Genomic DNA, 25,104 nt, shown 5'->3' on the forward strand with positions numbered 1-25,104 from the left:
GTATGAAAGAAAATCAACTGATTCAATTAGTCGAAGAAATGACGATTGATGAGAAAATTAATCAATTATTACAATTAGCAGCAGCGTTTTATTCAGATAAAGCAGAAGAAAAGACCGGCCCTATGTCAGAGCTAGGACTAAGTCAAGAAACGATTGATACGGCGGGGACAACACTGGGTGTTTCCGGTGCAAACGAAGCAAAACGTGTTCAAAAAGAATATATGCAAAATCATCGATTAAATATTCCAACACTTTTAATGGCGGATATTATTCATGGTTTCAGAACCATCTTTCCGATTCCTTTGGCTTTAGGAAGCACTTGGGATGAAGCAGCGGTTGAAAAAATGGCGGAGATTTCAGCAAAAGAAGCTGCTGTTTCAGGATTACATGTAACCTTTTCACCAATGGTTGATTTAGTGCGCGATCCACGTTGGGGACGTGTCATGGAGTCAACAGGTGAAGATCCATTACTCAACAGCCGCTTAGCTGCTGCAATGGTTAGAGGTTACCAAGGAGAAAATTTAAAAGAAGACAATTGGCGAGTAGCCGCGTGCGTGAAGCATTTTGCGGCATATGGTGGTGCCTTAGCTGGTCGGGATTATAATACGGTAGATATGTCTGAACGGCAGCTAAGAGAAATGTATTTACCTGGCTATAAAGCTGGATTAGATGCGGGTGCAAAACTTGTCATGACGTCCTTCAATACAGTGGATGGGATTCCTGCTACAGGCAACCAATGGCTGTTTAGAGACGTATTACGAAATGAATTTGGCTTTGAAGGAGTTGTGATTTCAGACTGGGGAGCGATTAAAGAATTAATTCCTCATGGTGTTGCCAAAGATGAAAAACAGGCAGCAGAATTGGCTATCAAAGCTGGTGTAGATATTGAAATGATGACCACGTGTTATCCAGATTATTTAAAAGAATTACTTGAAGAAGGCCGGATTGCTGAAACACTTATTGATGAAGCAGTTATGCGAATTTTAAAACTAAAAAATGAGCTAGGCTTATTTGAAAATCCCTATCGTGGTGCGGATGAACAAGCGGAAGCAGAAGTGATTTTAAGCAAAGAACATCGAGAAATAGCTAAAAAGATTGCTCAAAAATCAATGGTTCTTTTAAAAAATGAAAATATTTTGCCTTTTACACCGCAAGAAAAAATCGCGCTTGTCGGCCCAGGGGCCCAATCACAAGATATTTTAGGGGCTTGGTCATGGCAAGGAAAGAAAGAAGAAGCCATTTCCCTCGTGGCTGGGGCCCAAAAATTAACCACAAATCTTCTAGTTGCCCAAGAACCCTTTGATTACTTTGAACCGACCGCGGCGGCCATTGAAGAGGCTCTAACGTTAGCTAGTCAAGCAGATAAAGTAGTAGTGGCACTAGGCGAAACAGATTGGATGAGTGGGGAAGCTGCCAGTCGCAGTGATATTCGTCTACCCGAAAAACAATTAGCAGTAGTGGCACAAATTATTGAGAAAAATCCCAATGTTGTTGTCACGGTCTACAGTGGCCGGCCCTTAGATTTACAAGGGATAGATGTTGCAAAAGGAATTGTGCAAGCTTGGCAACCTGGAACAGAAGGGGGCAATGCGCTAGCAGAAATTTTGTGGGGACAGTACAATCCAAGTGGTCGTTTAAGTATGTCGTTTCCAGAAACGGTTGGTCAAGTGCCAATTTTTTACAATGTCGACAATACTGGGCGTCCTTATGAGTCAGCACCAGAAGAAAAATATGTTTCTAAATATTTAGATGTCTCTAATTACGCTAAATATCCCTTTGGATTTGGCTTAAGTTATAGTCATTTCTCTTATCAACCAATTCAACTAAGTGCATTAACATTTACCAAAGAACAACCAGTCACGGTCTCTGTTTTAGTAAGAAATGACAGTCCAATCGCTGGAGAGGAAACCGTGCAATTTTATGTACGTGATTTGGTGGGACAAGTGGTTCGCCCAATTAAAGAGTTAAAAGATTTCCAAAAAGTTTGGCTGGAACCAAAGGAAGAAAAAGAAGTTCAGTTTCTTCTTTCAGAGGATATGGTGCGCTATGTTCATTCAGACAATCAGGTAACCAGTGATGCAGGTGAATTTATCGTAATGATTGGTGGAAATAGTCGCGATGTACAAACCGCAACAGTCACGTTAAATGAATAAGATGGGAAGGATAAGTTATGCAGATAAAGAAGCTTAAGCAAGCAGACACAGTCGCTACATTTCTAGAGACAGGTGATTTAAAAGAATTGAATAGCTGTGGCATGATGATTAATCAATTAGAAGGTAATCCTTTAGACGGCAGTATGAACCAACTCTATTTGCGGATAATTACAGGGGACACAATTAATTATCGACCAATGATTGGTTCCAACAGTCAAAGTGATTTTTATCTTTCAGATAATCAATTGACATGGCGGGGTGAATTTGAAGCGGTTCGTTACCAAGTTGACTTTCGTTTGGGGCCAAGCAATCAATGGTTCTGGCGGGTTAATGTCACTGGAACTGGCTTAGTAGATATTGTTTATGGTCAAGATATTGGCTTAGCGACAAAAGGAGCCGTTCAGTCAAATGAAGCGTATGTGTCGCAGTATCTTGATCATCACATTTGGCAAGAGGGCGAAGAGCTTGTTGTTTTATCAAGACAAAATCAACCGCAAAATGAGAAGTTTCCAGCCCTTATTCAAGGGAGTTTTCAAAAATTAGTAGGCTACTCAACGGACGGCTATCAATTTTTCGGACGTTCATTTAAACAAACAAACACACCAGAAGCATTGGGGAAAAGATATTTAGCAAATGAAGTCTATCAATATGAATTTGCTTACACCGCTTTACAAACGGAAGCCGTCCAATTAACGAATGAAAGTAAGGAATTTGTTTTTTATGGTGCGGTAACAGAAACACATCCGCAAGCATTAGCTGAACCTTTTTTATCGAAAGAAGCCTTACAAGCTATTTATGAAACTGTGACATTCGATTCATTAGAAGGAACACAGGACTATCCTCCGAAACTTTTAGGAGAACCTATCACAGGAAATCCATTAACAGAAGAAGAGTTGGCTGCACTTTATCCCCTTCAGACACAAATTGAAAAAGTAGCAGGTCAGACGTATTCCTTTTTCACGGAAAATTACCATCATGTTGTTCTTCAAGAAAAAGAAATTGCCATGGAAAGAGCGCATGGCCACATTTTATTAAGTGGTAAAGGTTTAACGGTTGACGAACCTTTGCTTAGTACGACAGTGTATATGTATGGCATTTTCAATTCACAAGTAGTTTTAGGAAATACGACCATGAACAAATTAATGAGTAATAGCCGAAACGCTTTAAACGTTATGAAACGCTCTGGTCAACGAATCTACATTTTAGAGAATGGCTTATGGCGCTTACTAACAATGCCTTCTGCTTTTGAAATGGGGTTGAACTCTGCTACGTGGTATTATAAGTTGCCAAAGGATACAATTCGGGTACGCACCTTCACTTCGCCTGATTCAAGAGTGATTCAATTGGAAGTGACCAGTCAAAAGGATGCGTATATGTGGGCTGTTTCTAACCATTTGTTATTAGGACCTGAAGAAGTACCAACCTATCAATTAGAACAAACTGGCAAAACGCTTCGAGTGACGGGAAATCATTCTGCTACAGAAAATTATTACCCAGAACTAACCTATGCATTGACAGTTGATAAATCATTTCAAGTAACCGATAGCACATTATTTGGTGGAGCTGAAGCGGACTTATTAGTCTTGGCAATCGAAAAGACCCAAAAATTTTCACTACTTATTACGGGCAGTATAGAGGACCAATCATTAGTCAATACACCATTAGATTTTGAAAAAGCAGAAAGTCAATATTTGGCATTCATTAATGGCTTGTTGCATCATTTTGAGTTAACACACACAGACTCAAGTGTGCAGCAAATGAATCAATTAACTCGTTGGTATACTCATAATATGCTCGTTCATTATTTGTCGCCACATGGCTTAGAACAGTATGGTGGAGCAGCTTGGGGCACACGAGATGTGTCGCAAGGACCGACAGAATTTTTCTTTGCGACGCAACAGCCTAAGATCGTGGCCTCCATTATTCAGCATCTATTTGAAAATCAATTTGAGGACGATGGCAACTGGCCGCAATGGTTTATGTTTGACCGATACGAAGAACAAAAAGCCAGTGAAAGCCATGGCGATATTATCGTCTGGCCATTGAAAGTAGTGACTGATTATTTGGAACAAACCGCAGATTATTCAATCTTAGCTACGGAAATCCCTTATACAAGTCGCAAAGATAATCACAAAACAAAAGAAACAGCATCTTTATTTGAACATTTGAAAAAAGAAATAAATTATATTGAACAACATTTTTTACCAGAAACTTTTCTATCCTGTTACGGTGACGGCGATTGGGATGACACGTTACAACCTTATGATAATCGTCTTAAAGAGCAAATGGCTAGTAGTTGGACCGTTGCCTTAACGTATCAAGTATTGAAAAAATTTGCGGCTTTAATTACGGAAATCGATGCTACTTATAGTCAGCACTTAGCAATTTTAGTCGCAGGAATAAAGAACGATTTTCAAAAATATATGTTGGCGGATGAAACGATTCCAGGGTTTATTTATATGGAAACGCCAGAAACTTTTGAACAAATGATTCACCCAAATGACCAAAAAACAGGGATTCAATATCGGTTATTGCCAATGACTCGTAGTATGTTAGCTGAATTATTAACACCGGAACAAGTAAGTCATCATTTAGAAATTATTGAAAAAGAATTAACGTTTCCTGATGGCGTGCGTTTAATGAACAAACCAGCGAACTATCGAGGCGGTGTGAGCACTAATTTTAAACGAGCAGAACAGGCGGCTAATTTTGGTCGCGAAATTGGTTTACAGTATGTTCATGCGCACATTCGCTATACAGAAGCGATGGCGAAAATTGGTCAGCGAGACAAAACCTGGCAAGCATTAATGCAAATCAATCCAGTTCAATTAAAAGAAGTGGTTCACAATGCAGAGTTACGTCAAGCCAATGCCTATTTTAGTAGCTCCGATGGCGATTTTAAAACAAGGTATGAATCACAAGAAAATTTTGGTAAACTAAAAGATGGAAGTATTGGGGTAAAAGGTGGTTGGCGAATTTATTCAAGCGGGCCGGGAATTTATTTAAATCAATTAATTACAGCTGTTTTAGGGATTCGGCAAAAGGCACAAAGCGTGGTTTTTGATCCCATGTTACCAGAAAAATTGTCTGGTTTAACACTAACTTACCAATTGTTTGATAAACCTGTCACATATAAATTTTACCCAAATCAGTCAGCGAAAATAGTTATTGATGGTCAAGAAGTTCCGTTTAAGTTTGAAGAAAACCCTTATCGAGAAGGGGGAATGGAAGTTCAAAAAGACGAGGTGCTTTCATTATTAAATGAAGCAAGTGTTATTGAAATTTACCATTAGAAAGGAGAGTAGTCCATGGTAGGAATTAAAGATATTGCAAAAAAAGCAGGCGTATCAATCTCGACCGTTTCTTACGCATTGAATGGTAGTTCAAAGGTAACTGAAGAAACACGAACGCGCATCCAAGCAATTGCTGAAGAGCTAAACTATGTTCCTAACATGGCCGCTCGCACATTAAAACGTCGTCAAACCAATATTATTGGTGTCTATTTGGCCGATTATGGCGGTAGTTTTTATGGTGAATTGTTGGAGGGAATTAAGAAAGGCTTAGCACTGTTTGATTATGAGATGATTGTCTGCAGCGGTAAAAAGTCACATCTTTTCATTCCTGAAAAAATGGTGGATGGGGCAATTATTTTAGATTGGACATTTCCAACAAAAGAAATTGAAAAGTTTGCTGAACGAGGCCATTCGATCGTTGTCCTTGATCGAACCACTGAGCATAGGAATATCCGGCAAGTTCTCTTGGATAATCGTGGCGGTGCCACGCAGGCAATTGAGCAATTTGTCAATGTGGGTTCAAAAAAAGTTCTTCTGCTTTCTGGACCAGAAAAAGGTTATGATAGCCAAGAACGATTGGCTGTTAGTACACGAGAATTAACTCGTTTTGGGATACCTTATGAAATTATCCAAGGCGATTTTACCGAACCTTCTGGCTATGCGGCTGCTAAAAAAATTTTGAGTCAACCACAGACAGAACCAGTCGATGTTTTTGCTTTTAATGATGAAATGGCGATTGGTGTCTATAAATATGTTGCAGAAACAAATTACCAAATGGGGAAAGACATTCGGATTATTGGTTTTGATAATTCTGAACTAGGTGCGTTTGTGCAACCGCGATTAGCAACAATTGCCTATTCTAAACATCGATGGGGCATGGTGGCTGCAGAGAAAATTATTCATTTAATGCGGGGAGAAGCTGCTGAGAGCGAACACATTTACACACGTTTTATAGAAGGAGAATCTTTTCCGTCTGAATAATAAATAAAAAGTTTGGTCCAATGCTAGCTAAGCTAGCGGACCAAACTTTTTTCTGTAATGGTAATTTCTTCTGATGCAATGGGTTCATCCAGACTGAGAAGGCGATCTCTAAATTTAAAATGGACCGGCTTATTCTCATTAATAAATTCATACGGGTAAGCGCCTTGGATTGTTTCACCAGGATTGATTTCATCTGCTAAACGATCTAATTTGTCTTGGAAAGGTGAATCTGTTAAGACTGCATATTGTAAATTTTGGGCTTTTCCGTGGACAGTTTGACTAACTTCCATAAAACTTTGAATCATTAGCTGAATATTTTGTGTTTTTTCGGTTGTATTGGTTAATTCAAACAGGACATAAAACATTGGTTTGCCTTGATAATCTTTTCCTTTATGCAAGGCAGTTAAGGCTAAACGCCCATCTGGAACCAACAATGTTCGATTTTCATACGTCCCAATACTTGTCGCCAACACTTCATCAGGTGCGGGCGCACTTTGACTTGCTGGGTTGCCACTTACAGTTGAACAAGCACTTAATAAGGTACTTAGAACGAGTAAGCTCATTAAAATGTAGGGTTTCCTCATATAAAGTCCTCACTTTGGTTGATTGACTATGTAAAAAACAAATTGCTTGTATCTATATAAAAAAGAGTGCCACAAGCAATATTTTAATCGTAGTTCTAGTAAATAGCAATACTTTTATCAAAATTCATGTTTGGAAATATAATTTGAAAAATATTTTTAACTAGCAGAAAAACATTTCTAACAAAAAGTATTGGCTCAAAGTAAAGAGATCGTTTTGTTAGAAATGAGAAATGGCAACATAAAAGTTTTCTATTTTTCTGCAATTAAGACAGTTTCAAAAGTGAATTCACTAGGAATATGATTCGCAATTGAGTATTCAAAAATATGCCCATTGCCTAGGTAAGCAATTTGTTCTGCACGCATCAGGAAATCATTATCGGTTAAGTTTAAATATTTTTTTTCCAACGCAGAAGGACGAATCCCAGAAATGCTGACCCGCGCACTTTGAATTTTTTGATGCAATTGTTCCGAAATATATTGATAAATGGAGACTTTCAATTCTTTCATTGTCAAGTTCGGAATTAAAGCAACGGGCATCCAAGTGTATTCAATAATTGAGGGCACATCTTCGATAATCCGTAAGCGAATAATTTTGTAGACTAACTCTTCTTCTGTAATACTTAATTTTTCAGTCACCCAAGGCTCAGGTACTTCTGTTGCAAAGCCTAAAACCACGGATTCAACTTTTCCATCGTAGGTTGAGTAAGTGCCGGTTAACGGAGAAAATTTAGTAATAGTTCGATTTTGAAAGTCTTGAACAAAGCTGCCCGAGCCACGTCGTCTGACAACATAACCTTCTTGCACAAGCAAATGTAAGGCTTTTGTAATGGTTAGTTCGCTGACCTGATATTTTTCTGCAAGAAGACGACCTTGGGGTAACTTTTGATTAATTGGATAAACACCTGCTTCGATATCCTGTTTTATAGCTGCATAAATTTCTTTATAACGTGTATTTGTCCGCATCAGAGTACTCCTTTATCACCAGTATTTCTCTCATTATACCATGAATTTAACGTGTTAAAACTATATATTTATTTTTAACGTAACCACTTAATAATCAAGTACTTAAATAAAAGTAGTTGACTTATTACTTTTAAAACTATATAGTTTTAAAAGTAAACAGAAGAACTTATTGATCTGATTGGTACTTTTTGTGAAAACCTTTTACAATAAAAGGGAAGCACAGAAAAGAGGGAGGTATGACAATGGAACATCACCAACTAAAAGCATTTCCGCAAGATTTTTTATGGGGCTCTGCTTCGGCAGCTTATCAAGTAGAAGGTGCTTGGAATGAAGACGGCAAAGGCGCATCTGTTTGGGATGAATTTGTTCGGCTACCAGGAAAAACGTTCAAAGAGACAACTGGCGATTTAGCCGTCGATCATTATCATCGTTTCAAAGAAGATGTGGCTTTAATGAAACAACAAGGTTTAAAAGCATATCGTTTCTCGATTGCATGGACACGAATTTTACCTGAAGGGCGTGGTCAAGTAAATCAAGCGGGACTGAAATTTTATTCAGATTTAATTGATGAGTTATTAGCGGCAGGAATTGAACCAATGGTAACTTTATATCATTGGGATTTGCCAGCTGTTTTGCAAAAAGAATATGGTGGCTGGGAATCAAGAAAAATTATTGCTGATTTTGTGGCCTATGCGAAAATTTTATTTGACGCTTTCCGTGGCAAAGTTCGCTATTGGATTAGTTTAAATGAACAAAATGTGTTTACTTCGTTAGGTTATCAATTAGCCGTGCATCCTCCCGGCGTAACAGACAATAAACGGATGTATGAGGCCAATCATATTGCTAATTTAGCCAATGCAGCAGTGATTAATGCGTTTCATGAATTAGAAATGCCTGGCAAAATTGGCCCTAGCTTTGCTTATACGCCTGTTTATGCCGTTGATGCGCATCCTGCCAATGTTTTAGCGGCTGAAAATGCAGAAGATTTGTTGTCGCATTTTTGGTTAGATGTCTATCTTTGGGGAGAATACCCAATTGCCGCATTAAATTACTTACAGGAGCAAGGTGTGGCCCCAACGATAAAAGAGGGCGATTTAGCGTTACTACGTTCAGCCAAACCTGATTTTCTAGGTATTAATTATTATCGGACGGATACGGTTGCTGCTAATCCATTAGATGGCGTCGGAATAGGGAAGATGAATACAACGGGTGAAAAGGGGTCTGAAACGGAATCTGGGGTACCGGGATTATTTAAAAAAGTAAATAATCCATATGTTGAACGAACGAACTGGGATTGGGCCATTGACCCGCAAGGTTTGAGAATTGCCTTACGACGATTAGCTAGTCGCTATCAAGTGCCTATTTTAATAACTGAAAATGGGTTAGGCGAATATGATACCTTAACAGAAGATAAACAAATTCATGATACGTATCGCATTGATTATTTACGAAGCCATATCCAAGCGATTCAAGAGGCGATTACGGATGGCGTTTCAGTTATTGGTTATTGTACATGGAGTTACACCGATTTACTGTCGTGGCTCAACGGCTATCAAAAGCGTTATGGTTTTGTCTATGTGGATCAAGATGAAACACAAAAAGGTTCCTTAGAAAGAATCCCGAAAGACAGTTATTATTGGTATCAAAAAGTCATTGAAACAAATGGACTTATCTAATTATAAGAAAAGAGTGTGGAAAATATGACAGTAAAAATGGGGTTTATTGGATTTGGTAAAAGTGCCAATCGTTACCATTTACCTTACGTAATGATTCGAGAAACACTAGAAGTGAAAACGATTTTCGATTTACATGTTAATGAAAAAGCAGCAGCGCCCTTTAAAGAAAAAGGCGTAAATTTTACCACTGACCTTAATGAATTATTGACGGATCCAGAAATTGAATTGATCACAATCTGTACGCCGGCGCATACACATTATGATTTAGCCAAACAAGCCATTTTAGCTGGTAAATCAGTGATTGTGGAAAAACCATTTTGTGATACGTTAGAACACGCAGAGGAATTATTTGCTTTAGGGCAAGAAAAAGGGGTAGTAGTGATGCCTTATCAAAATCGACGTTTCGACGGCGATTACCTAGCGATGAAGCAAGTAGTAGAGCAAGGCTTTTTAGGAGAAATCAATGAAGTGGAAACACATATTGATTATTATCGACCAGGAAGTATCACGGAACAAGGACCTAAAGAAAATGGTTCGTTTTACGGACTAGGCATTCATTTAATGGATCGCATGATTGCTCTTTTCGGGCGTCCAGATCAAGTCACTTATGATATTCGTAATAATGAAGTGAGTGAGGCAGTCGATAATTATTTTGACGTTGATTTACATTATGGTTCAAAATTAAAAGTAAAAGTTAAAACGAATCATTCTGTCGCTAGTCCGTATCCACGTTTTATTGTTCATGGCAGCAATGGCTCGTTCATCAAATATGGCGAAGATCAACAAGAAAATGATTTAAAAGCCGGAATCATGCCAGATGCACCAGGCTTTGGAGAAGATTCACCAATGTATTATGGAGAAGTGACTTACCGTAATGGCAATGGCGACTGGATTAAAAAACAAATTAAAACGCCTGTAGGTGATTACGGTCGTTATTATGATGCCGTCTATGAAACGTTGAAAAATGGTGCACCGCAACTAGTAACTAAAGATCAAGCATTAACTAACATCGAAATTTTAGAAGCAGGTTTTCTTAACCCAAGTCCAAGTGTTTATCGCTTGAAAGAAAACTAAAGCGTGTTTAAATGACTTGAAAAGCGCCTGCCCCACAGTCCAGACAACTGTGGGGCAGGCGCTTTTATTTATAAAGAGTTGTGAATTTTAATATAAGAAACGTATATTGTTAGTAAAAATAAAAAAAGGAAAGACATCTTAGTAGCACTACTTCCCCAAGAATTGCTACTAAAATGTCTTTTGTGATGCTCGCTCAATTGAAGAGCCTTAAATAGGATATCGAATATCCAGTATAAATGCAAGTAAACTACTTTATAGTTAATATTAGTATACTTCATAAAATAATTTTTCAAAGAGAAAAAGGCTTGTTATGAGAAAAAATTAATTTTTAACTCGTTTTTTCTAAGCAAGATTTAGGTGAAAAAGACAATAATTACTGAAGCTGAATGGTAATTAAAGAGGTTCTTTGCTAAAATAGGAAAGACAAGAAAGTTTGGTTAACGAAAGAAACAAATCAGAAAGGAGGACAACCAGTGGAAAGTTGGCTTTTTTTACTACTGATTGCCTTGATTGCGTTTGTTGCAAAAAATCAAAGTTTATTAATTGCGTCAGTTGTTGTGCTTGCTTTAAAAGCTTTACCAAATAGTGCGAAAATCATGTCGTGGTTGTCAGATAAAGGCATTAATTTAGGCGTCACAATTATTTCAATTACCATTTTAGTCCCGATTGCTACAGGACAAATTGGCTTAAAGGATTTAATTCAATCATTCAAAACACCGATGGGATGGCTGGGGATACTTTGTGGAATTCTGGTGGCTGTTTTATCCTCAAAAGGAGTAGGTTTAATTAATCAATCGCCAGAGATTACGGTGGCCTTAGTTTTTGGAACGATTCTTGGCGTCGTTTTTTTAAAAGGAATTGCAGCTGGTCCGATTATTGCATCGGGGATGATGTACGTAATCATTACTACCTTTCAAGCCTTTCAACACTAAAAAAGCAAACAAAACGCGTAAACGTTTTGTTTGCTTTTTTAGTGTTGATAAATGTCCACATTACTATCTAATATGCCACTTTCATTTTTTAAAGTAATGGTTCCCGCATTCGGATGAATCACTAGCTGTAAATGCCCTGTTAAAAACATTTGGTCATACGTCGAAGTATAGACGTGAAAAGAATCATTAGCAATTGTTTCGGTATAAGGCGCTTCTGCTTGATCAACAGGAACGATAATGAAACGATCGCCAATCATACAACAACCTTCTGCGGAAGAATAAGGATTAGAGCCGTCATTTGCTACCAATAAGAAGGTGTTCGTTTCAGTTAAGAAAGGGGCTAAACGTTGTTTTACTTCTTCAGAAATAGTCAGAGACATTTGCCTCACTCCTTTAAATAGTATGTAAAAGGAAGAGGGTAGCTTGTCGCTATGCCGCTCTTCAAAGGTTTTGTTATTTGCTTGTTTCTTTACTGCTTTTTTTGAAAAGAGCAATAGAAAAGGCGACAACTAAGACAACTGTTGCAGCTAAAACAAATGGATTTTTTGTTGCTGATGTGAACCCTAGGACTGTTGAACCAATCGCACCTACGTAAGATAAAATAATCGCTACTTTCTTTGGTGTTGAAAGTTCTGTAAAGCTATCGCGGAAGGCGACACCTAAACCTAAAGCGCCAATAAAGGCAAACATCCCAAAAATAATGTGTAAAAAGACCATGAATTTCACCTCCAACAGTCAGTATAGAGAGAAATAGCTAGTTTGTAAACTAATTGAGCTTACTTGTGTTATTTATCACTTGATAAATATCTTTGCCAATGCAAAAAAACAACGTACGATCAATCGGCAGTACGTTGTTTTTTAGTTTAATATAATTAGGAAGCAGAAGCCTTATTTTGCTGGATTTTTTTGATCGATTCTTCTGTTGGCGTCACATATAACGTTCGTTGGTTTTCATAAATCACATAACCTGGTTTTGCTCCATTGGGTTTATGCACATGTTTTACTTGGACATAGTCAACAGGCACTTGTGAAGAAAGTCGATATTTTGAAAAATAAGCTGCTAGAAGTGCGGCTTCAGTAAGAGTTTCTTCGCTAGGATGTGCGTCACGAATAATTACATGAGATCCAGGAATATCTTTGGCATGGAGCCAATAATCAGTTTTTTTAGCGGTTCGTAAAGTCAATTGATCATTTTGCAAATTGTTTTTTCCAACGAGAATAGGTGTGCCATCTGTGGCATAAAAAAGATCGGGTTGGCTTTTTTTCGGCTGTTTTTGTTTTTTATTTTTTTTACGTTTTAAATAGCCTTGCTCAATCAGTTCTTCACGAATCACTTCAATGTCCATTGGTGTCGCAATTTCAAGTTGTGCCACAACTGACTCTAAATAAGAAATTTCTTGTTGTGTTTGCTGAATTTGTGTCTTAACAACTCGGACAGCATTTTTCAATTTTTGGTATTTTTGAAAATATTTTTGTGCATTTTGATTAGGTGAAAGTGCAGGATTTAGCGAGATACGCAACGGTGCATTTTCTTCATAATAATTTGGTAATTCCACCTCGGTGGCTCCTTTTGGGACTTGTGCCATGAAGGTTGTTAATAGTTCTCCGTCGCGACGGTAATTTTCAGCGTTTTCTGTATCGGCTAAGGTTTGCTGTAATTTTTTAAGTTTCTTTTGATTTCTTTTTAGTTCATTTTCAATTTTGCGAATTAGTTCGCCGCCTTGTTGTTTGACACGGTCTTTCTCTGCTTTACCAGAATAAAAGGCATCTAGTAATTCACTGAGTGTCGGATATGTTGTTTGTTCACCAGCTAATGATTGATAAGGAATGGGCGTAAAATATTCTTTTTTTTCAGTGACTGTTAATGTCGGTACAACAGCTTCAGTGACTGAGGACCAAAATTCCGTCCAGATGGCCATTTTTTCATTTGGTTGTGCAAGTAAACGGGCACTTAATTCGTCTGCTGTATCTTTGCCTAGACCTTGGAAATGTTGTTGTAAATAGCGTCCGTTTAATTCAGGAGCTGTAGAAAGAAGCGCAAAGACTTCTTCTTTTGAGGCCGTGAGAGGATTAAGTCCCATTGGTTTTGGCGGTTCAATATAAGTTGCTCCAGGAAGCAACGAACGATAACTATTTTGGCTCATTCCAATGTGTTTTATCGCATCTAAGATTTTTCCAGAAGATTGGTTAACTAAAACGATTGTACTGTGACGTCCCATTAATTCAACAATCAAAACAATATTTTGTAAGTCACCTAGTTCATCTCTTTTTGAAAAGGTGAAGTGAATCACGCGATCATTTTCTATTTGTTGAATCGTTTCTAAAATGGCACCGTCCAGAAATTTTCGTAACATCATCACAAAATTAGGAGGTGTTTCCGGATTGCTATAGGTAATTGTAGATAGTTGTATGCGCGCATAACTAGGATGTGCTGATAATAATAATTTATGGTTTTTACCTTTCGCACGAATGACTAAAACGACTTCGTTTTCATAAGGCTGATGGATTTTTGAAATCCGGCCACTTACGAGTGTTTCTGTCAACTCATGAACCATGCTATGAGTAAATACGCCATCAAATGACATAATAAATCCCTCGTTTCTTTCCGACTAATAGCTTTATTATAGCGGAGTTTTTGAATTTAAGAAAGAAGCTTGTTAAAAAGGAGTTGGGTTTTCCTTAGAAAGCTGGGGAAGTTTGCTGGTTTTTTTAGTAATTAAAGCGCAAGGGTAGGCAAGAAAGAAAATGATTAGTATAATAGATAAGAACTAAAAGCGAGGAGCGATTAGAAGTTGAATAATTTTATGGAAGAACTAAAAGAGGCACTTTATGAATTAAGACAAAGAAAACTGTTAATGATTACCGCTATTGTAGCATTAGTATTAATAATTGGCTCAATCATTTTTATTCCAACGATGCAAAAAAATATTCGAGCTGCTCAAGTTGAATCGTTAGTCGCAGGATCCATCAAATCAGAGAAAGTCAGTGTCTTAGATTACAAAACAGCAGACAAGAAAATCCAAGAAACAGGAGCCATGTCAGTCATGTTTGCTAAACCATCTGGCAAGCAATACGATCAAATGGTGAAGCTGTTTAATTCAGATAAAATGAATGAATTTCATCGTTCGCTGTATATCTATCCGTTAATTTATAATGCTGGCAAAGCACAAGAGCAATACAATGTTAGCGGCGATGAGATTACGCTTATTTTCTTTGAAAACGGCAAAGAAAAGACACGGACGGTTGTCGAAAAATCTATGGATTTAAAAACGCAATTAATACCAGAATTAAATCGATTACCGATGGCTGGCGTTTTGAAAGACCAACAAAAGGCAGCCCAAGAAGCTGAAAAAGAAGCAGCAAAGACCGCTGAAACACAGACGACGACCAGCACGACTGGCGTTGCTCAATCTACTGAAACGACGACAGAAAGCACTGCTACAGTACCAGAAACTGGTGAATAATAGCTAGCTATGTTAAACTTAGATTGTAGAAAGTTTTAAGGAATTAGAAAGAGGGGATTTTCGATGGCATTAGTAATTTCAATGACGATTTTAGTAAGTTTATGGCTGATTCAATCGCAAAAACAAGCAGTTAAAGTTCCCGTTAGAATTGAAAGAAACCGAAACAATTAAGTGGTAAATATGCTGAAATAAAGAAAAACGAGCCTCTCATAAGAGTGGCTCGTTTTTTAGAAGTAAAAGAAATGCAAGAAAATAAAAACTTTTTCTTGACGAACAAAATCAATATAGTGTAGACTACCTTTAATAACATAACTAGGAGGGAAAATACATGACACAATTATCTAACGTAAAAGAAATGCACCAATCATGGCAAAACTGGCGTAGATAGTTGTATGTATGATTCTTTCATAGATACAACTTTAGAAGACTTATTCTAAAAAGTGTATCTATGCTGGTTATATTCAAGAAGAAAAAACGACCACATAGAGGACCCATCTATGTGGTTTTTGTTTTGCATAAAAACAACGACCACTCCTAAACACTTAGGATAAGTCGTTGTTTTTTTGCTACGAATCACTACGATTGGCACGAAGTGACAGAGTAGATGATGAGTAGTACAAGGTGAACGAAGAGAACGTTGTCCCATTCGTAGAAAAGTGCTCCTGCGATTCTCACCAAAGTTGCGATCCTCGTCGCAGTTAAATCCTGACAAGCACTACGATTGGCACAAAGTGACAGAGTAGATGCAGGCTGCGTATACTCGCCGCAGTTTGGCCTTCAAGAGTGATGAGTAGTACAAGGTGAGCGAAGAGAACGTTGTCACAATCGTAGAAAAGTGCTCCTGCGATTCTCACCAAAATTGCGATCCTCGTCGCAGCTAAATCCTGACATTTGTAAAAAAGTGTTCCTAGGATTTTGACTAAGCAGAGGATTATGAATCTCAGTTTCACTTTCAACGGAAGAAACGCCCTATAGATAATGGTTTTATTATTAAAAAGAAAAAGTTGCCAAACAAAAGGGCAGTTAGGAGAATGCAAAATGAAAAATAAACGTTTAACGTTTGTCGTGTCTTTATTAGCTATTTATTTAATTGGTGCTTTTTTTGTGAATCAAAAAGTGACGAATTCAAAGAAAGACATAGTTACTGTAGGGGTTTTGCAGTTTGTCAGTCACCCCGCATTGGATGAAATTTATAAAGGTGTTGAGGAAGGGTTAAAGGAAAATGGCTATGACAAAGGCAAAAACTTAGAAATTATTTTTCAAAATGGTCAAGCCGACCAGAGTAAGTTAACAATCATGAGTCAACAATTAGTACAAAAAAAGGCAGACGTTTTAATTGGCATCGCCACGCCAGCTGCGCAAGCGTTAGCCAACACTACCCAAGAAATCCCGATCATTTTAGGCGCCATTACGGACCCTGTTAGTGCAGGATTGGTGAAAGACAATCAAAAGCCAGGCGGTAATATTACGGGTGTTAGTGATCAATCTCCTTTGTCAGCCCAGATGGATTTACTAAAAGAATTGATACCAGCTGCCAAAAAAATAGGTATTCTCTATGCTTCCTCAGAAGAAAACTCTCGATACCAAGTAGCTGAAGCGCAGAAAGCAGCTGAAGCCAAAGGATTGACAGTGAAAACATATGCTGTGCCATCAAGTAATGAAATTGCACAAACGGTTCAAGTGATGACTAAGGAAACAGATGTGATTTATATACCAACTGATAATACGATTGCTAATGCCATGCAAACGGTAGTCGGAGAAGCAAATCGAACTAAGACGCCGATTATTCCTTCGGTGGATACAATGGTAGAACAAGGCGGTTTAGCAACTGTTGGGATTAATCAACATGCGTTGGGGGTACAAGCCGGCAAAATGGCAGCAGAGGTTCTGTCTGGAAAAAGTCAGCCAGCAACTACACCCATTTATACCTTTAATACAGGCGACACAATTATCAATGAAAAACAAGCGCAAAAGTTAGGAATTACGATTCCCGCAGAGTTAGCAAAAAAATCGAAATTGATTAACTAATTATCAAAGAAAGTAGGAGAAGCGATGATTGTTTCAGCAATTGGACAAGGAATGTTATGGGCCTTGTTAGGACTAGGTATTTTTATGACTTATCGTATTTTAAATTTTCCAGATATGACCACAGAAGGTTCATTTCCGTTAGGGGGGGCGGTTTGTGTAACTGCCATTACAACAGGGGTTTCACCATTTGTAGCGACTCTTTTAGGGGTCGGCGCAGGAATGCTTGCCGGTTTAGTGACTGGTTTACTATTTACAAAAGGAAAAATTCCAATTATTTTAGCAGGAATTTTAGTGATGTCTGGTTTAAATTCCGTGATTTTATTTGTGATGAAATCGCCAAATAAGTCTTTACTAAACCAACCGAAGATTCAAGATGTTTTTCAAAAAATGGCCTTACCAGATTATTATGATACTATTTTTTTAGGGATTAGTGTTTTGGCTGTGGTAATGATTTTACTGTTATTTTTCTTTAACACTAGTTTAGGACAAGCCTATATTGCGACAGGTGACAATGAAGAAATGGCTCGCTCGATTGGCATTCAAACGGATCGCATGAAAATTTTAGGATTGGTTTTATCGAATGGCTTGATTGGCTTATCTGGCGCTTTGATTGCTCAAAATGATGGATATGCGGATGTAAGTAAAGGAACCGGCGTCATTGTGATTGGCTTGGCTTCACTCATTATTGGTGAAGTACTGTTTGGAGAATTAACGTTTGGTGAACGGTTGATGGCGATTGTTGTAGGCAGTATTATTTATCAACTATTGATTTTATTAGTGATTAAATTAGGCTTTGATACAACGTATTTGAAAATCTTCTCAGCAGTGATTTTAGCAATCTGTTTAATGATCCCACAATTGAAAAAAGCATTACGACTACACGGCTTTTCTGATAAGGAGGGAACGAAATGAAACCAGTTGTTGAATTAAAAAATGCGACAAAAATCATTGATAATGGGATGAATGAAAAAAAAGTGATTTTGGATCATGTGAACTTAGCCATTTATCCTGGGGACTTCATTACTGTTTTAGGTGGAAATGGCGCAGGCAAGAGTACGCTATTCAATAGTTTAGCAGGAACTTTGACACTAACAGAAGGACAATTTTTAATTGAAGGAGTCAATCGCACCAATCTTTCTGAAGTCAAACGGGCCAATTCTCTAGCGCGTGTTTTTCAAGATCCTAAAATGGGGACAGCACCAAGAATGACTGTGGCAGAAAATTTATTGCTTGCCATGAAACGCGGACAAAAACGTCCCTTAACATTACGGAAGATAAATGAGCAACGCGCCTTGTTTACAAAAATCTGTCAAGAAGTTGGCAATGGCTTGGAAAATCATTTGGATACACCGACAGGTAACCTTTCTGGCGGTCAACGCCAAGCCTTAAGTTTATTAATGGCCACTATCACAAAACCAGAATTATTACTTTTAGATGAACATACTGCTGCCTTAGATCCCAAAACATCCAAGCAGTTGATGCACTTAACGGAACAACGGATTGAAGAAGGGAACTTAACTTGTTTGATGATTACCCATCGAATGGAAGATGCTTTACGATATGGCAATCGTTTAATTGTTTTACAAAAAGGTAAAATTGTTCAAGATTTAAACGCTGCTGAAAAAGCACAATTAACGCTACAAGATTTGTTGCTGTTCTTTGAAGAAGTAGAATAAAAAAACAAGCTCAGAAAATGAGCTTGTTTTTTTATTTTTTGACCAATCGGAAGAGTCGCTTGGGGAAAAAACGTTTGACAATTCGTTCCAGTAGCGAGGTCACCATAAAGCCCGCTGCGATAGCTGCAGCAGTAAAGACAACTTTTAAAATCAACTGCAAACCGTCATCAATATTTCCTAATAAAATGCTCCGAACCGCTTGATAGGCAGGGCCTCCTGGCACTAAAGGAACCAAACTTGGAATATAAAAAATAATCATCGGCATTTTTTTGTAACGGGAAAAAAAGATACTAGCGATTCCTAATCCGACTGTTCCTAAAAAGTTTGCAAAGGTTTGACTAGCATCAAAAGTTTGCGTTAAGAGATAATAAATCATCCAGCCTGTCATGCCAGTAATGCCACAAGCCACCAGTGCTTTACGAGGAATGTTCGTGATAATACCAAACGTCACAGTCGCTAAAAAACTAAAGAGAAGATGAAAAATTAGTTCCATTTGAACACTCCTTACATAAATAATTTAAAAATCAAGGCAATTCCCAGGCCAACAGACCCAGCAATAAAAATAGCTTCTGTCCCTCGCGCCGTCCCGCTGATGAGGTGGCCGGCTAAAATGTCGCGAAAAGAGTTCGTAATCGCCACACCTGGAACTAACGGCATCACCGCACCAATAATAATATTATCGATGTTGACTGCTAAGCGAAAATGCACAGCCAAATAGGCCAACAAACCAATGACAAAAGCGGCTGCGAATGAATCGAGGTAAGGAACTTGGAATAACTTTTGGGTAAAAAGATAACTGGCATAGCCAATCCCGCCAACAAAAAAAGTTGCAATAAAATCTTGCCAAGTGCCACCAAAAATGTACATTAACGTACAACTAACAATTCCGGCTGCTAACAAGCGTAACGAAATTGAAAAAGTGGGGGTATCTGTTTCTAATAGAGTTAAGCGCTGATAAAGCTCTGGTAGAGTAATCTCTTTTTGCGCAAATTCTCTTGATAACTGATTGACAAGGCTAACTTTTTCCAAATTAATCGAGCGCTGGGGGATGTTTTCTAATTGCGTATAATTACTGGAACGAAAACCCACGAAAATCCCTGTAGCCGTCGTGTAACAAACGCTCTCTGGCTCACCAGCATTTGCTGCAATCCGAGTAATTGTATCTTCGGTTCTATATACTTCAGATCCGCTTTCCAGCATAATTTTTCCAGCTAAAATGCATGTATCAATAATTAATTGTTTTCTTTTTTCGCTATTAACCAAAGGAATGGCTCCTTTCATTTCGAGTTCACTTTTAGTGTATCATTTTTTTTAAGAACTGTACGCAATTTAAAACAGAGATAGAAAAAAAGTGTGATTTTTTACAAAAATGAAACGAATCTTAAGAATAAATGAAAACAAATAAGGAATTAGTAAAAATTATGGGTTAGTTGTAAGAATCTAGGATCTTTCCTTGCATTTTAGTAGGAAACATCCTATCCTAAACATAGAAAAACAAAGGGGTCAATAAAAATGGACAACCAATGGTTACTCTACGGAATTAGCAGTGTCGTATTAATTATTTTAATCAGAAGAACAATCCTATCAGGAAACATCGTATTAAGTTGTTTGTTGGGAGCGATTTTGCTGATTCAAGTAGTGGGAGTAGCTCTCTGTGCTCAGCAGAAAAAGAAAAATGAACATACAAAAGAACTACCTTCTTCTAAAGTACATCAATAGAAGAAGGTAGTTTTCTCTTATAGTAAATCAAATTTTTTCAAGCCATTAACAATGCCATTCTCAGTATTTTTAGTTGAAATAAAGGTGGCTTTTTCTTTTAGTTCTTCTCGCGCATTACCCATGGCAATTCCATAATCACAGGCCTCAAACAGCGCCAAATCATTGATGCCATCACCAAAGGCATAAGTGGGAATGCCGTTTAATCCCAAGGTGTTAAAAAGATTTTTGACACCAGAGCCTTTAGAGACCCCTTTACGAACAATATCAATTGAAAAAGGACCATTGCGATAAAAGGTCAATTCAGGAAACCGCTCATAGTAATATTCATCATCATCGCCATGTTGACTTAAGACCAACATCATGTTGACGGCATCATTCTCATAACCTGTGGGATCAATTTCTGGAACAGCTGAATGAATATAATCATAGGCTTGTTTCACTGTGCCAGTATGCCCTGTACAAAAAATACGGCGCTCATTGTAAAAAGCCAATTCATGACCACGATGTTTGACATGTTCATGCAGTGAAACACATTCCTCTGTTGTAAATTCATCTGAATAAATCGTTTTTCCTTCATAATGAATAAATTGCCCGTTCATTACAATCGCAGAATCAATACCACTGGCTTTCATAATTGGTTGAATCTCACACAAGGTCCGTCCTGTCGCAATTAAAGGTAAAATTTGATTGTCTTTCAAGGCCGCCACTGCTGCGGTAATCTCAGGAGTAATTTGCGATGTTCCATCTAACAAAGTTCCATCTAAATCAAAAAAAGTAATAGCTTTCATTTTATCCATACCCTAACATCCTCTCTACGCTTGTTATTTTAACAAACTTTTCTGAAAAGACAATGGGTTCCCTTCGTTTTCTTTAAAAGAGCAGGAAAAAAAGTGATTTTTGATGGTTCTGTAAAGGATTTTTGAAGAAATATAGAATCGGTTGGTACAAATTCAATTTTAGAGTATACTACAATAGAGCAGTTTTATGAAAAGTGAATAAGGAGTGAATGAAATGAATATATTAATGATTGAAGACAATGAATCCGTCTCAGAAATGATGCAAATGTTTTTCTTAAATGAAGGGTGGGAAGCTACCTTTAAAGATGATGGCAAAGAAGGATTGGCGACCTTTCTTGCTTCGCCAGAAAAATGGGACATGATTACGTTAGACTTAAACTTACCTAGTATGGATGGGATGGCTGTTTGTCGTGAAATTCGCAAAGTTTCAGCCAATGTTCCCATTATTATGTTGACCGCTCGTGATTCTGAAAGTGACCAAGTAATTGGCCTTGAAATGGGTGCGGATGATTATGTGACAAAACCATTTAGTCCATTAACTTTGATTGCACGGATGAAAGCTCTACATCGTCGTGCCGAGGTGGCAGAGGCTGCGCATGATACGTCTGAGAATACAGATGAAACGTTTGATGTGATTACGGATCATTTTAAAATGAATACGAAAACACGAGAAACATATTTAGATAATCAATTAATTGAAGGCTTAACACCTAAAGAATTTGATTTGCTATACACTTTAGCAAAAAAACCACGCCAAGTCTTTTCACGCGAACAACTACTAGAATTGGTTTGGGACTATCAATACTTTGGCGATGAACGTACAGTTGATGCCCATATCAAAAAATTACGACAAAAAATTGAAAAAGTGGGTCCTCAAGTCATCCAAACGGTTTGGGGCGTAGGGTATAAATTCGACGATTCAGGTGTTGCTTAATGAAGTATTTGTATCAACAATTACTTGCTTTTATAGGTGTGATCGCTCTGATTATTCTCATTGTCGGAACGTCTTTCACACAATTGACCAAGCGCACAATGCAAGCTAACAACTATGATCAATTATCTGGTTATGCAGAATCAGTGATAGAAACAAGGGGATTTTTCACCAATATAGCCGGAGTATCAGAACGAAATGCTTTTGCTTATTCGTTACAATTAACTGAGCAAGTGCTACAAAAACAAGATGTACAATTTGTATTTATTAAAAAGAATCGAGAAGTTCTATACCCAACAATTGATAGTAAGAAAAAGTTAGATTTTTCCTTAATCGATAAATATTGGGATCAAATTATGAAAGGTAACTATGTTTATGCAACAGAAAATATTGATATCTATGGGGAAAAGAATACTTCAGCTTACGTGATGTTGCCTGTTCTCGATGAGACTACTAAAACTCTGTTTGGTGCAATGATTATTACACAACCTGCCAAAAACGTTGACCGAAGTGTCCAGTCCGTGACACAAAACTTGATTAAAGGCTTTATTTTTTCTGGTGTGATTGCCTTGTTACTAAGTTATCTATTTGCGACTTTCCAAGTGAAACGAATTAATCGGATGCGTAAAGCCACCAAAGAAATTACTAGTGGAAATTTTGATATTCAATTACCGGTTCATGACAAAGATGAATTTGATGACCTAGCAGAAGATTTTAATAAAATGGCCGCGTCTTTAAAAGAATCACAAGAAGAAATCAATCGTCAAGAAGAGCGCCGTCGTCAATTTATGGCGGATGCCTCTCATGAAATGCGGACGCCTTTAACAACTATTAATGGCTTGTTAGAGGGATTGCAGTATAATGCTATTCCTGAAAATCAAAAAGAGAATGCGATTAAACTGATGCAAAATGAGACCGCTCGCTTGATTCGCTTAGTCAATGAAAATCTTGATTATGAAAAAATTCGGACCAACCAGATTCAAATTGTTGTGAAGAAGTTCAACGGAACAGAAGCTTTAGAAAATATTGTGACTCAACTAACGGCCAAAGCTGAAGCCGCCGGTAATCAATTGTATTTAGACACCACCGAACCAATTGATGTGTATGCCGATTATGATCGTTTCGTTCAAGTGGTTGTCAATATTGTTCAAAATGCGATCCAATTTACTGAAAATGGCGAAATTCATATTGCTTTAGAAAAAGGCTATTTAGAAACCATTGTCCGTATTTCCGATACAGGAATTGGCATGACGGAAGAACAAATTCTGAATATCTGGGATCGTTATTACAAAGTAGATCCATCCCGTAAAAATACTAAATATGGAGAATCAGGATTAGGCTTACCAATCGTTCAACAATTGGTCCGCTTGCATAAAGGAAAAATCAATGTTGAGAGTGAACTTGGTAAAGGCACCACGTTTATTATTTCATTTCCTGATGTTGAAATTACTGAAAACTAAAGAAAACGTCTGGTCACAATCAGTGCCAGACGTTTTCTTTAATTTAATAACGCATGTAGAGACAGGGGGTGCACATAGGGACTATCAATAATTTGTGGATCTTTTGTCAGAAATAGCAAGCGCTTGTTTCTTTTTTGAACTGCTATTTTTAATTGAGGTAAAATTTCTTGACGTTGTCCAATCGTTAATGAAGAAAAGATGTCATCAATCACTAACGTACTTGTTTTTGAAAGCAAAAGTTGTATTATCCGCATTTTAATTTTTTCAAAAGTCGTAAAAGAAGTAAAGGAACGACCAAGTAAGGCAGGTTCTAATTGGAACATCTGGAAAGCTTCGGCTAGAACTACTTTTCGATCCCGTTCTTTGATTGTACTAGCGATAAATAAATTTTCTTCTAATGGCAAGTAGGGCAGAAAGGTTTCACTAGAAGAAAGCCTAGTAATGGTTAATTGGTTTGTTTGGAAAAAATCGGCCAATGCGAGTTCTTGTTCTGGAGCAGAATAAATGATTCCATAAACTTCTCGCAAAGCTAACGCGTCGAATGAGGATTTTTTTTCGGTTGTTTTTTTGAATGATGGTGTGACATTCATAGAAAATCCCTCCCTTATTTCTTATGTGTGCGTAAATAAATCAACGTGAAAGGAGTCCCGCAAACAAGAGGAATGCCAAGCAAGATTAAGCAGTTAACAAAGCAATTACGGATTGTATAAAGCGACTGCATACTTTTAAAATCAAAAGAAAATGCTTGGATCGTTTGAATCCCTAAATGCTGGATATTTGTAATCGTGACATCCTGGTCGGTACTTTTAGCTAAAAATGCTGGAGTTTCCAAATGAGACCACTGTAAAATAGCATCACGAGCAGCCCAAAGAACAGTATTATACGTTTCTTGAAACATTAAAGTGAAAAGTAAAAAACTGAAAATTCCTAATAGAGCTGGTAAACATAACTCTAGTAAGAGCTGTTTGGTGACATACATATTTGAAAAGTGCATGTGATACCATGTATGTATTTCTTCCTTTTTTATGCGTAATGTCACATACATCAACAGAAGAAAAGTAACACCAAAGAAAATGACACTACCTAAATAGAGGTGCCAATAGTATTGAATCAGTTGGTAATGGTAACTAGTTTGTTTTTCAATATCGACAAAGTCTGGCATCGTTCGTAAAAACTCTTTTTCAAAATCAATCAAGTTAAACAGCCCAGTCAATAAGAAAGAGAACAGGAAGAAGAAGAGTGCAGTGATTAACGTGATTTTTTTATGATAAAAACTACTAGCTGTAGCGTAACGGACACTTCTCATCAACTTTCACCTCTCTAAACTATCTTTAGTATAGTGAAATAATATGAATTAATTATGAAAAAGTAGC

23 protein-coding genes are annotated in these 25,104 nt (G+C 37.5%); 13 read left to right on the forward strand and 10 right to left on the reverse strand.

What is annotated here, in order from left to right; genetic code table 11:
- Positions 1–2: 2 nt before the first annotated feature.
- From AB3I34_RS01220 to AB3I34_RS01230, 3 genes are read left to right on the forward strand one after another with little or no spacing between them, the layout of a single operon-like run.
- Positions 3–2,153 (forward strand): glycoside hydrolase family 3 N-terminal domain-containing protein, encoded by a 2,151-nt coding sequence (locus tag AB3I34_RS01220; RefSeq protein ID WP_010710169.1) that lies wholly within the window; start codon positions 3–5, stop codon positions 2,151–2,153.
- Between the two features lie 17 nt (positions 2,154–2,170).
- Positions 2,171–5,446, forward strand: coding sequence for a hypothetical protein (locus AB3I34_RS01225; RefSeq protein ID WP_010712335.1), 3,276 nt, complete (start codon positions 2,171–2,173; stop codon positions 5,444–5,446).
- A 15-nt stretch (positions 5,447–5,461) separates the two neighbouring features.
- Complete coding sequence (locus tag AB3I34_RS01230; RefSeq protein WP_002363772.1) at positions 5,462–6,427, forward strand: LacI family DNA-binding transcriptional regulator; 966 nt, start codon at positions 5,462–5,464, stop codon at positions 6,425–6,427.
- 32 nt (positions 6,428–6,459) lie between these two features.
- On the opposite strand, the gene AB3I34_RS01235 is transcribed toward AB3I34_RS01230, so the two are convergent.
- Complete coding sequence (locus AB3I34_RS01235; RefSeq protein WP_002395822.1) at positions 6,460–6,990, reverse strand: DUF5067 domain-containing protein; 531 nt, start codon at positions 6,988–6,990, stop codon at positions 6,460–6,462.
- A 270-nt stretch (positions 6,991–7,260) separates the two neighbouring features.
- Complete coding sequence (locus AB3I34_RS01240) at positions 7,261–7,974, reverse strand: GntR family transcriptional regulator (RefSeq protein ID WP_002366529.1); 714 nt, start codon at positions 7,972–7,974, stop codon at positions 7,261–7,263.
- A 242-nt stretch (positions 7,975–8,216) separates the two neighbouring features.
- On the opposite strand from AB3I34_RS01240, the gene AB3I34_RS01245 reads away from it, so the two are divergent.
- From AB3I34_RS01245 to AB3I34_RS01255, 3 genes are all read left to right on the forward strand, one after another.
- On the forward strand, positions 8,217–9,650 hold the full coding sequence (locus AB3I34_RS01245) for a glycoside hydrolase family 1 protein (RefSeq protein WP_002375063.1): 1,434 nt from the start codon (positions 8,217–8,219) through the stop codon (positions 9,648–9,650).
- Between the two features lie 24 nt (positions 9,651–9,674).
- Positions 9,675–10,724, forward strand: a complete 1,050-nt coding sequence (locus AB3I34_RS01250; protein WP_085444299.1) for an oxidoreductase — start codon at positions 9,675–9,677, stop codon at positions 10,722–10,724.
- Between the two features lie 473 nt (positions 10,725–11,197).
- Complete coding sequence (locus AB3I34_RS01255) at positions 11,198–11,656, forward strand: DUF441 domain-containing protein (protein ID WP_002357887.1); 459 nt, start codon at positions 11,198–11,200, stop codon at positions 11,654–11,656.
- A 38-nt stretch (positions 11,657–11,694) separates the two neighbouring features.
- Here AB3I34_RS01255 and AB3I34_RS01260 read toward each other — a convergent pair whose 3' ends face one another.
- The 3 genes from AB3I34_RS01260 to efbA form a co-directional block, all read right to left on the reverse strand.
- Positions 11,695–12,036 (reverse strand): iron-sulfur cluster biosynthesis family protein, encoded by a 342-nt coding sequence (locus AB3I34_RS01260; RefSeq protein WP_002391631.1) that lies wholly within the window; start codon positions 12,034–12,036, stop codon positions 11,695–11,697.
- Positions 12,037–12,109: 73 nt separating this feature from the next.
- Positions 12,110–12,373: a hypothetical protein gene (locus tag AB3I34_RS01265; protein ID WP_010712337.1), complete on the reverse strand. Its 264-nt coding sequence runs from the start codon at positions 12,371–12,373 to the stop codon at positions 12,110–12,112.
- Positions 12,374–12,528: 155 nt separating this feature from the next.
- On the reverse strand, positions 12,529–14,241 hold the full coding sequence (efbA, locus tag AB3I34_RS01270; RefSeq protein WP_010712338.1) for a fibronectin-binding protein EfbA: 1,713 nt from the start codon (positions 14,239–14,241) through the stop codon (positions 12,529–12,531).
- A gap of 219 nt (positions 14,242–14,460) precedes the next feature.
- Between efbA and AB3I34_RS01275 the strand changes: the two genes are divergently transcribed.
- From AB3I34_RS01275 to AB3I34_RS01290, 4 genes are all read left to right on the forward strand, one after another.
- Entirely contained in the window at positions 14,461–15,120 is a 660-nt protein-coding gene (locus AB3I34_RS01275; protein ID WP_162784123.1) for a hypothetical protein, read from the forward strand.
- Between the two features lie 1,038 nt (positions 15,121–16,158).
- Positions 16,159–17,148, forward strand: a complete 990-nt coding sequence (trpX, locus tag AB3I34_RS01280; RefSeq protein ID WP_270286305.1) for a tryptophan ABC transporter substrate-binding protein — start codon at positions 16,159–16,161, stop codon at positions 17,146–17,148.
- A 24-nt stretch (positions 17,149–17,172) separates the two neighbouring features.
- Positions 17,173–18,060, forward strand: a complete 888-nt coding sequence (locus AB3I34_RS01285; protein ID WP_002408120.1) for an ABC transporter permease — start codon at positions 17,173–17,175, stop codon at positions 18,058–18,060.
- Complete coding sequence (locus AB3I34_RS01290; RefSeq protein ID WP_010712342.1) at positions 18,057–18,824, forward strand: ABC transporter ATP-binding protein; 768 nt, start codon at positions 18,057–18,059, stop codon at positions 18,822–18,824. The genes AB3I34_RS01285 and AB3I34_RS01290 overlap by 4 nt, the downstream gene beginning before the upstream one ends.
- A gap of 31 nt (positions 18,825–18,855) precedes the next feature.
- On the opposite strand, the gene AB3I34_RS01295 is transcribed toward AB3I34_RS01290, so the two are convergent.
- Positions 18,856–19,317 (reverse strand): threonine/serine exporter family protein, encoded by a 462-nt coding sequence (locus tag AB3I34_RS01295; protein WP_002377734.1) that lies wholly within the window; start codon positions 19,315–19,317, stop codon positions 18,856–18,858.
- An 11-nt stretch (positions 19,318–19,328) separates the two neighbouring features.
- On the reverse strand, positions 19,329–20,105 hold the full coding sequence (locus AB3I34_RS01300) for a threonine/serine exporter family protein (RefSeq protein WP_025187328.1): 777 nt from the start codon (positions 20,103–20,105) through the stop codon (positions 19,329–19,331).
- A gap of 231 nt (positions 20,106–20,336) precedes the next feature.
- Here AB3I34_RS01300 and AB3I34_RS01305 point away from each other — a divergent pair, with 231 nt between their 5' ends.
- On the forward strand, positions 20,337–20,543 hold the full coding sequence (locus AB3I34_RS01305) for a hypothetical protein (RefSeq protein ID WP_002357875.1): 207 nt from the start codon (positions 20,337–20,339) through the stop codon (positions 20,541–20,543).
- 17 nt (positions 20,544–20,560) lie between these two features.
- On the opposite strand, the gene AB3I34_RS01310 is transcribed toward AB3I34_RS01305, so the two are convergent.
- Entirely contained in the window at positions 20,561–21,340 is a 780-nt protein-coding gene (locus AB3I34_RS01310; protein ID WP_002369540.1) for a Cof-type HAD-IIB family hydrolase, read from the reverse strand.
- Between the two features lie 214 nt (positions 21,341–21,554).
- Here AB3I34_RS01310 and AB3I34_RS01315 point away from each other — a divergent pair, with 214 nt between their 5' ends.
- Both AB3I34_RS01315 and AB3I34_RS01320 read left to right on the forward strand, forming a co-directional pair.
- Positions 21,555–22,274, forward strand: coding sequence for a response regulator transcription factor (locus AB3I34_RS01315; RefSeq protein ID WP_002381953.1), 720 nt, complete (start codon positions 21,555–21,557; stop codon positions 22,272–22,274).
- Positions 22,274–23,731, forward strand: a complete 1,458-nt coding sequence (locus AB3I34_RS01320) for a HAMP domain-containing sensor histidine kinase (RefSeq protein WP_010712343.1) — start codon at positions 22,274–22,276, stop codon at positions 23,729–23,731. Before AB3I34_RS01315 ends, AB3I34_RS01320 begins: the two co-directional genes overlap by 1 nt.
- 38 nt (positions 23,732–23,769) lie before the next feature.
- Here the strand turns inward: AB3I34_RS01320 and AB3I34_RS01325 are convergent, their stop codons facing one another.
- Both AB3I34_RS01325 and AB3I34_RS01330 read right to left on the reverse strand, forming a co-directional pair.
- Positions 23,770–24,321: a hypothetical protein gene (locus tag AB3I34_RS01325; RefSeq protein ID WP_002377727.1), complete on the reverse strand. Its 552-nt coding sequence runs from the start codon at positions 24,319–24,321 to the stop codon at positions 23,770–23,772.
- A gap of 14 nt (positions 24,322–24,335) precedes the next feature.
- Positions 24,336–25,037, reverse strand: coding sequence for a hypothetical protein (locus tag AB3I34_RS01330; RefSeq protein WP_002360505.1), 702 nt, complete (start codon positions 25,035–25,037; stop codon positions 24,336–24,338).
- Positions 25,038–25,104 lie beyond the last annotated feature (67 nt).

Origin of the sequence: Enterococcus sp. C102(2024), assembly GCF_040888205.1 — a bacterium.
GTDB lineage: Bacteria > Bacillota > Bacilli > Lactobacillales > Enterococcaceae > Enterococcus > Enterococcus faecalis.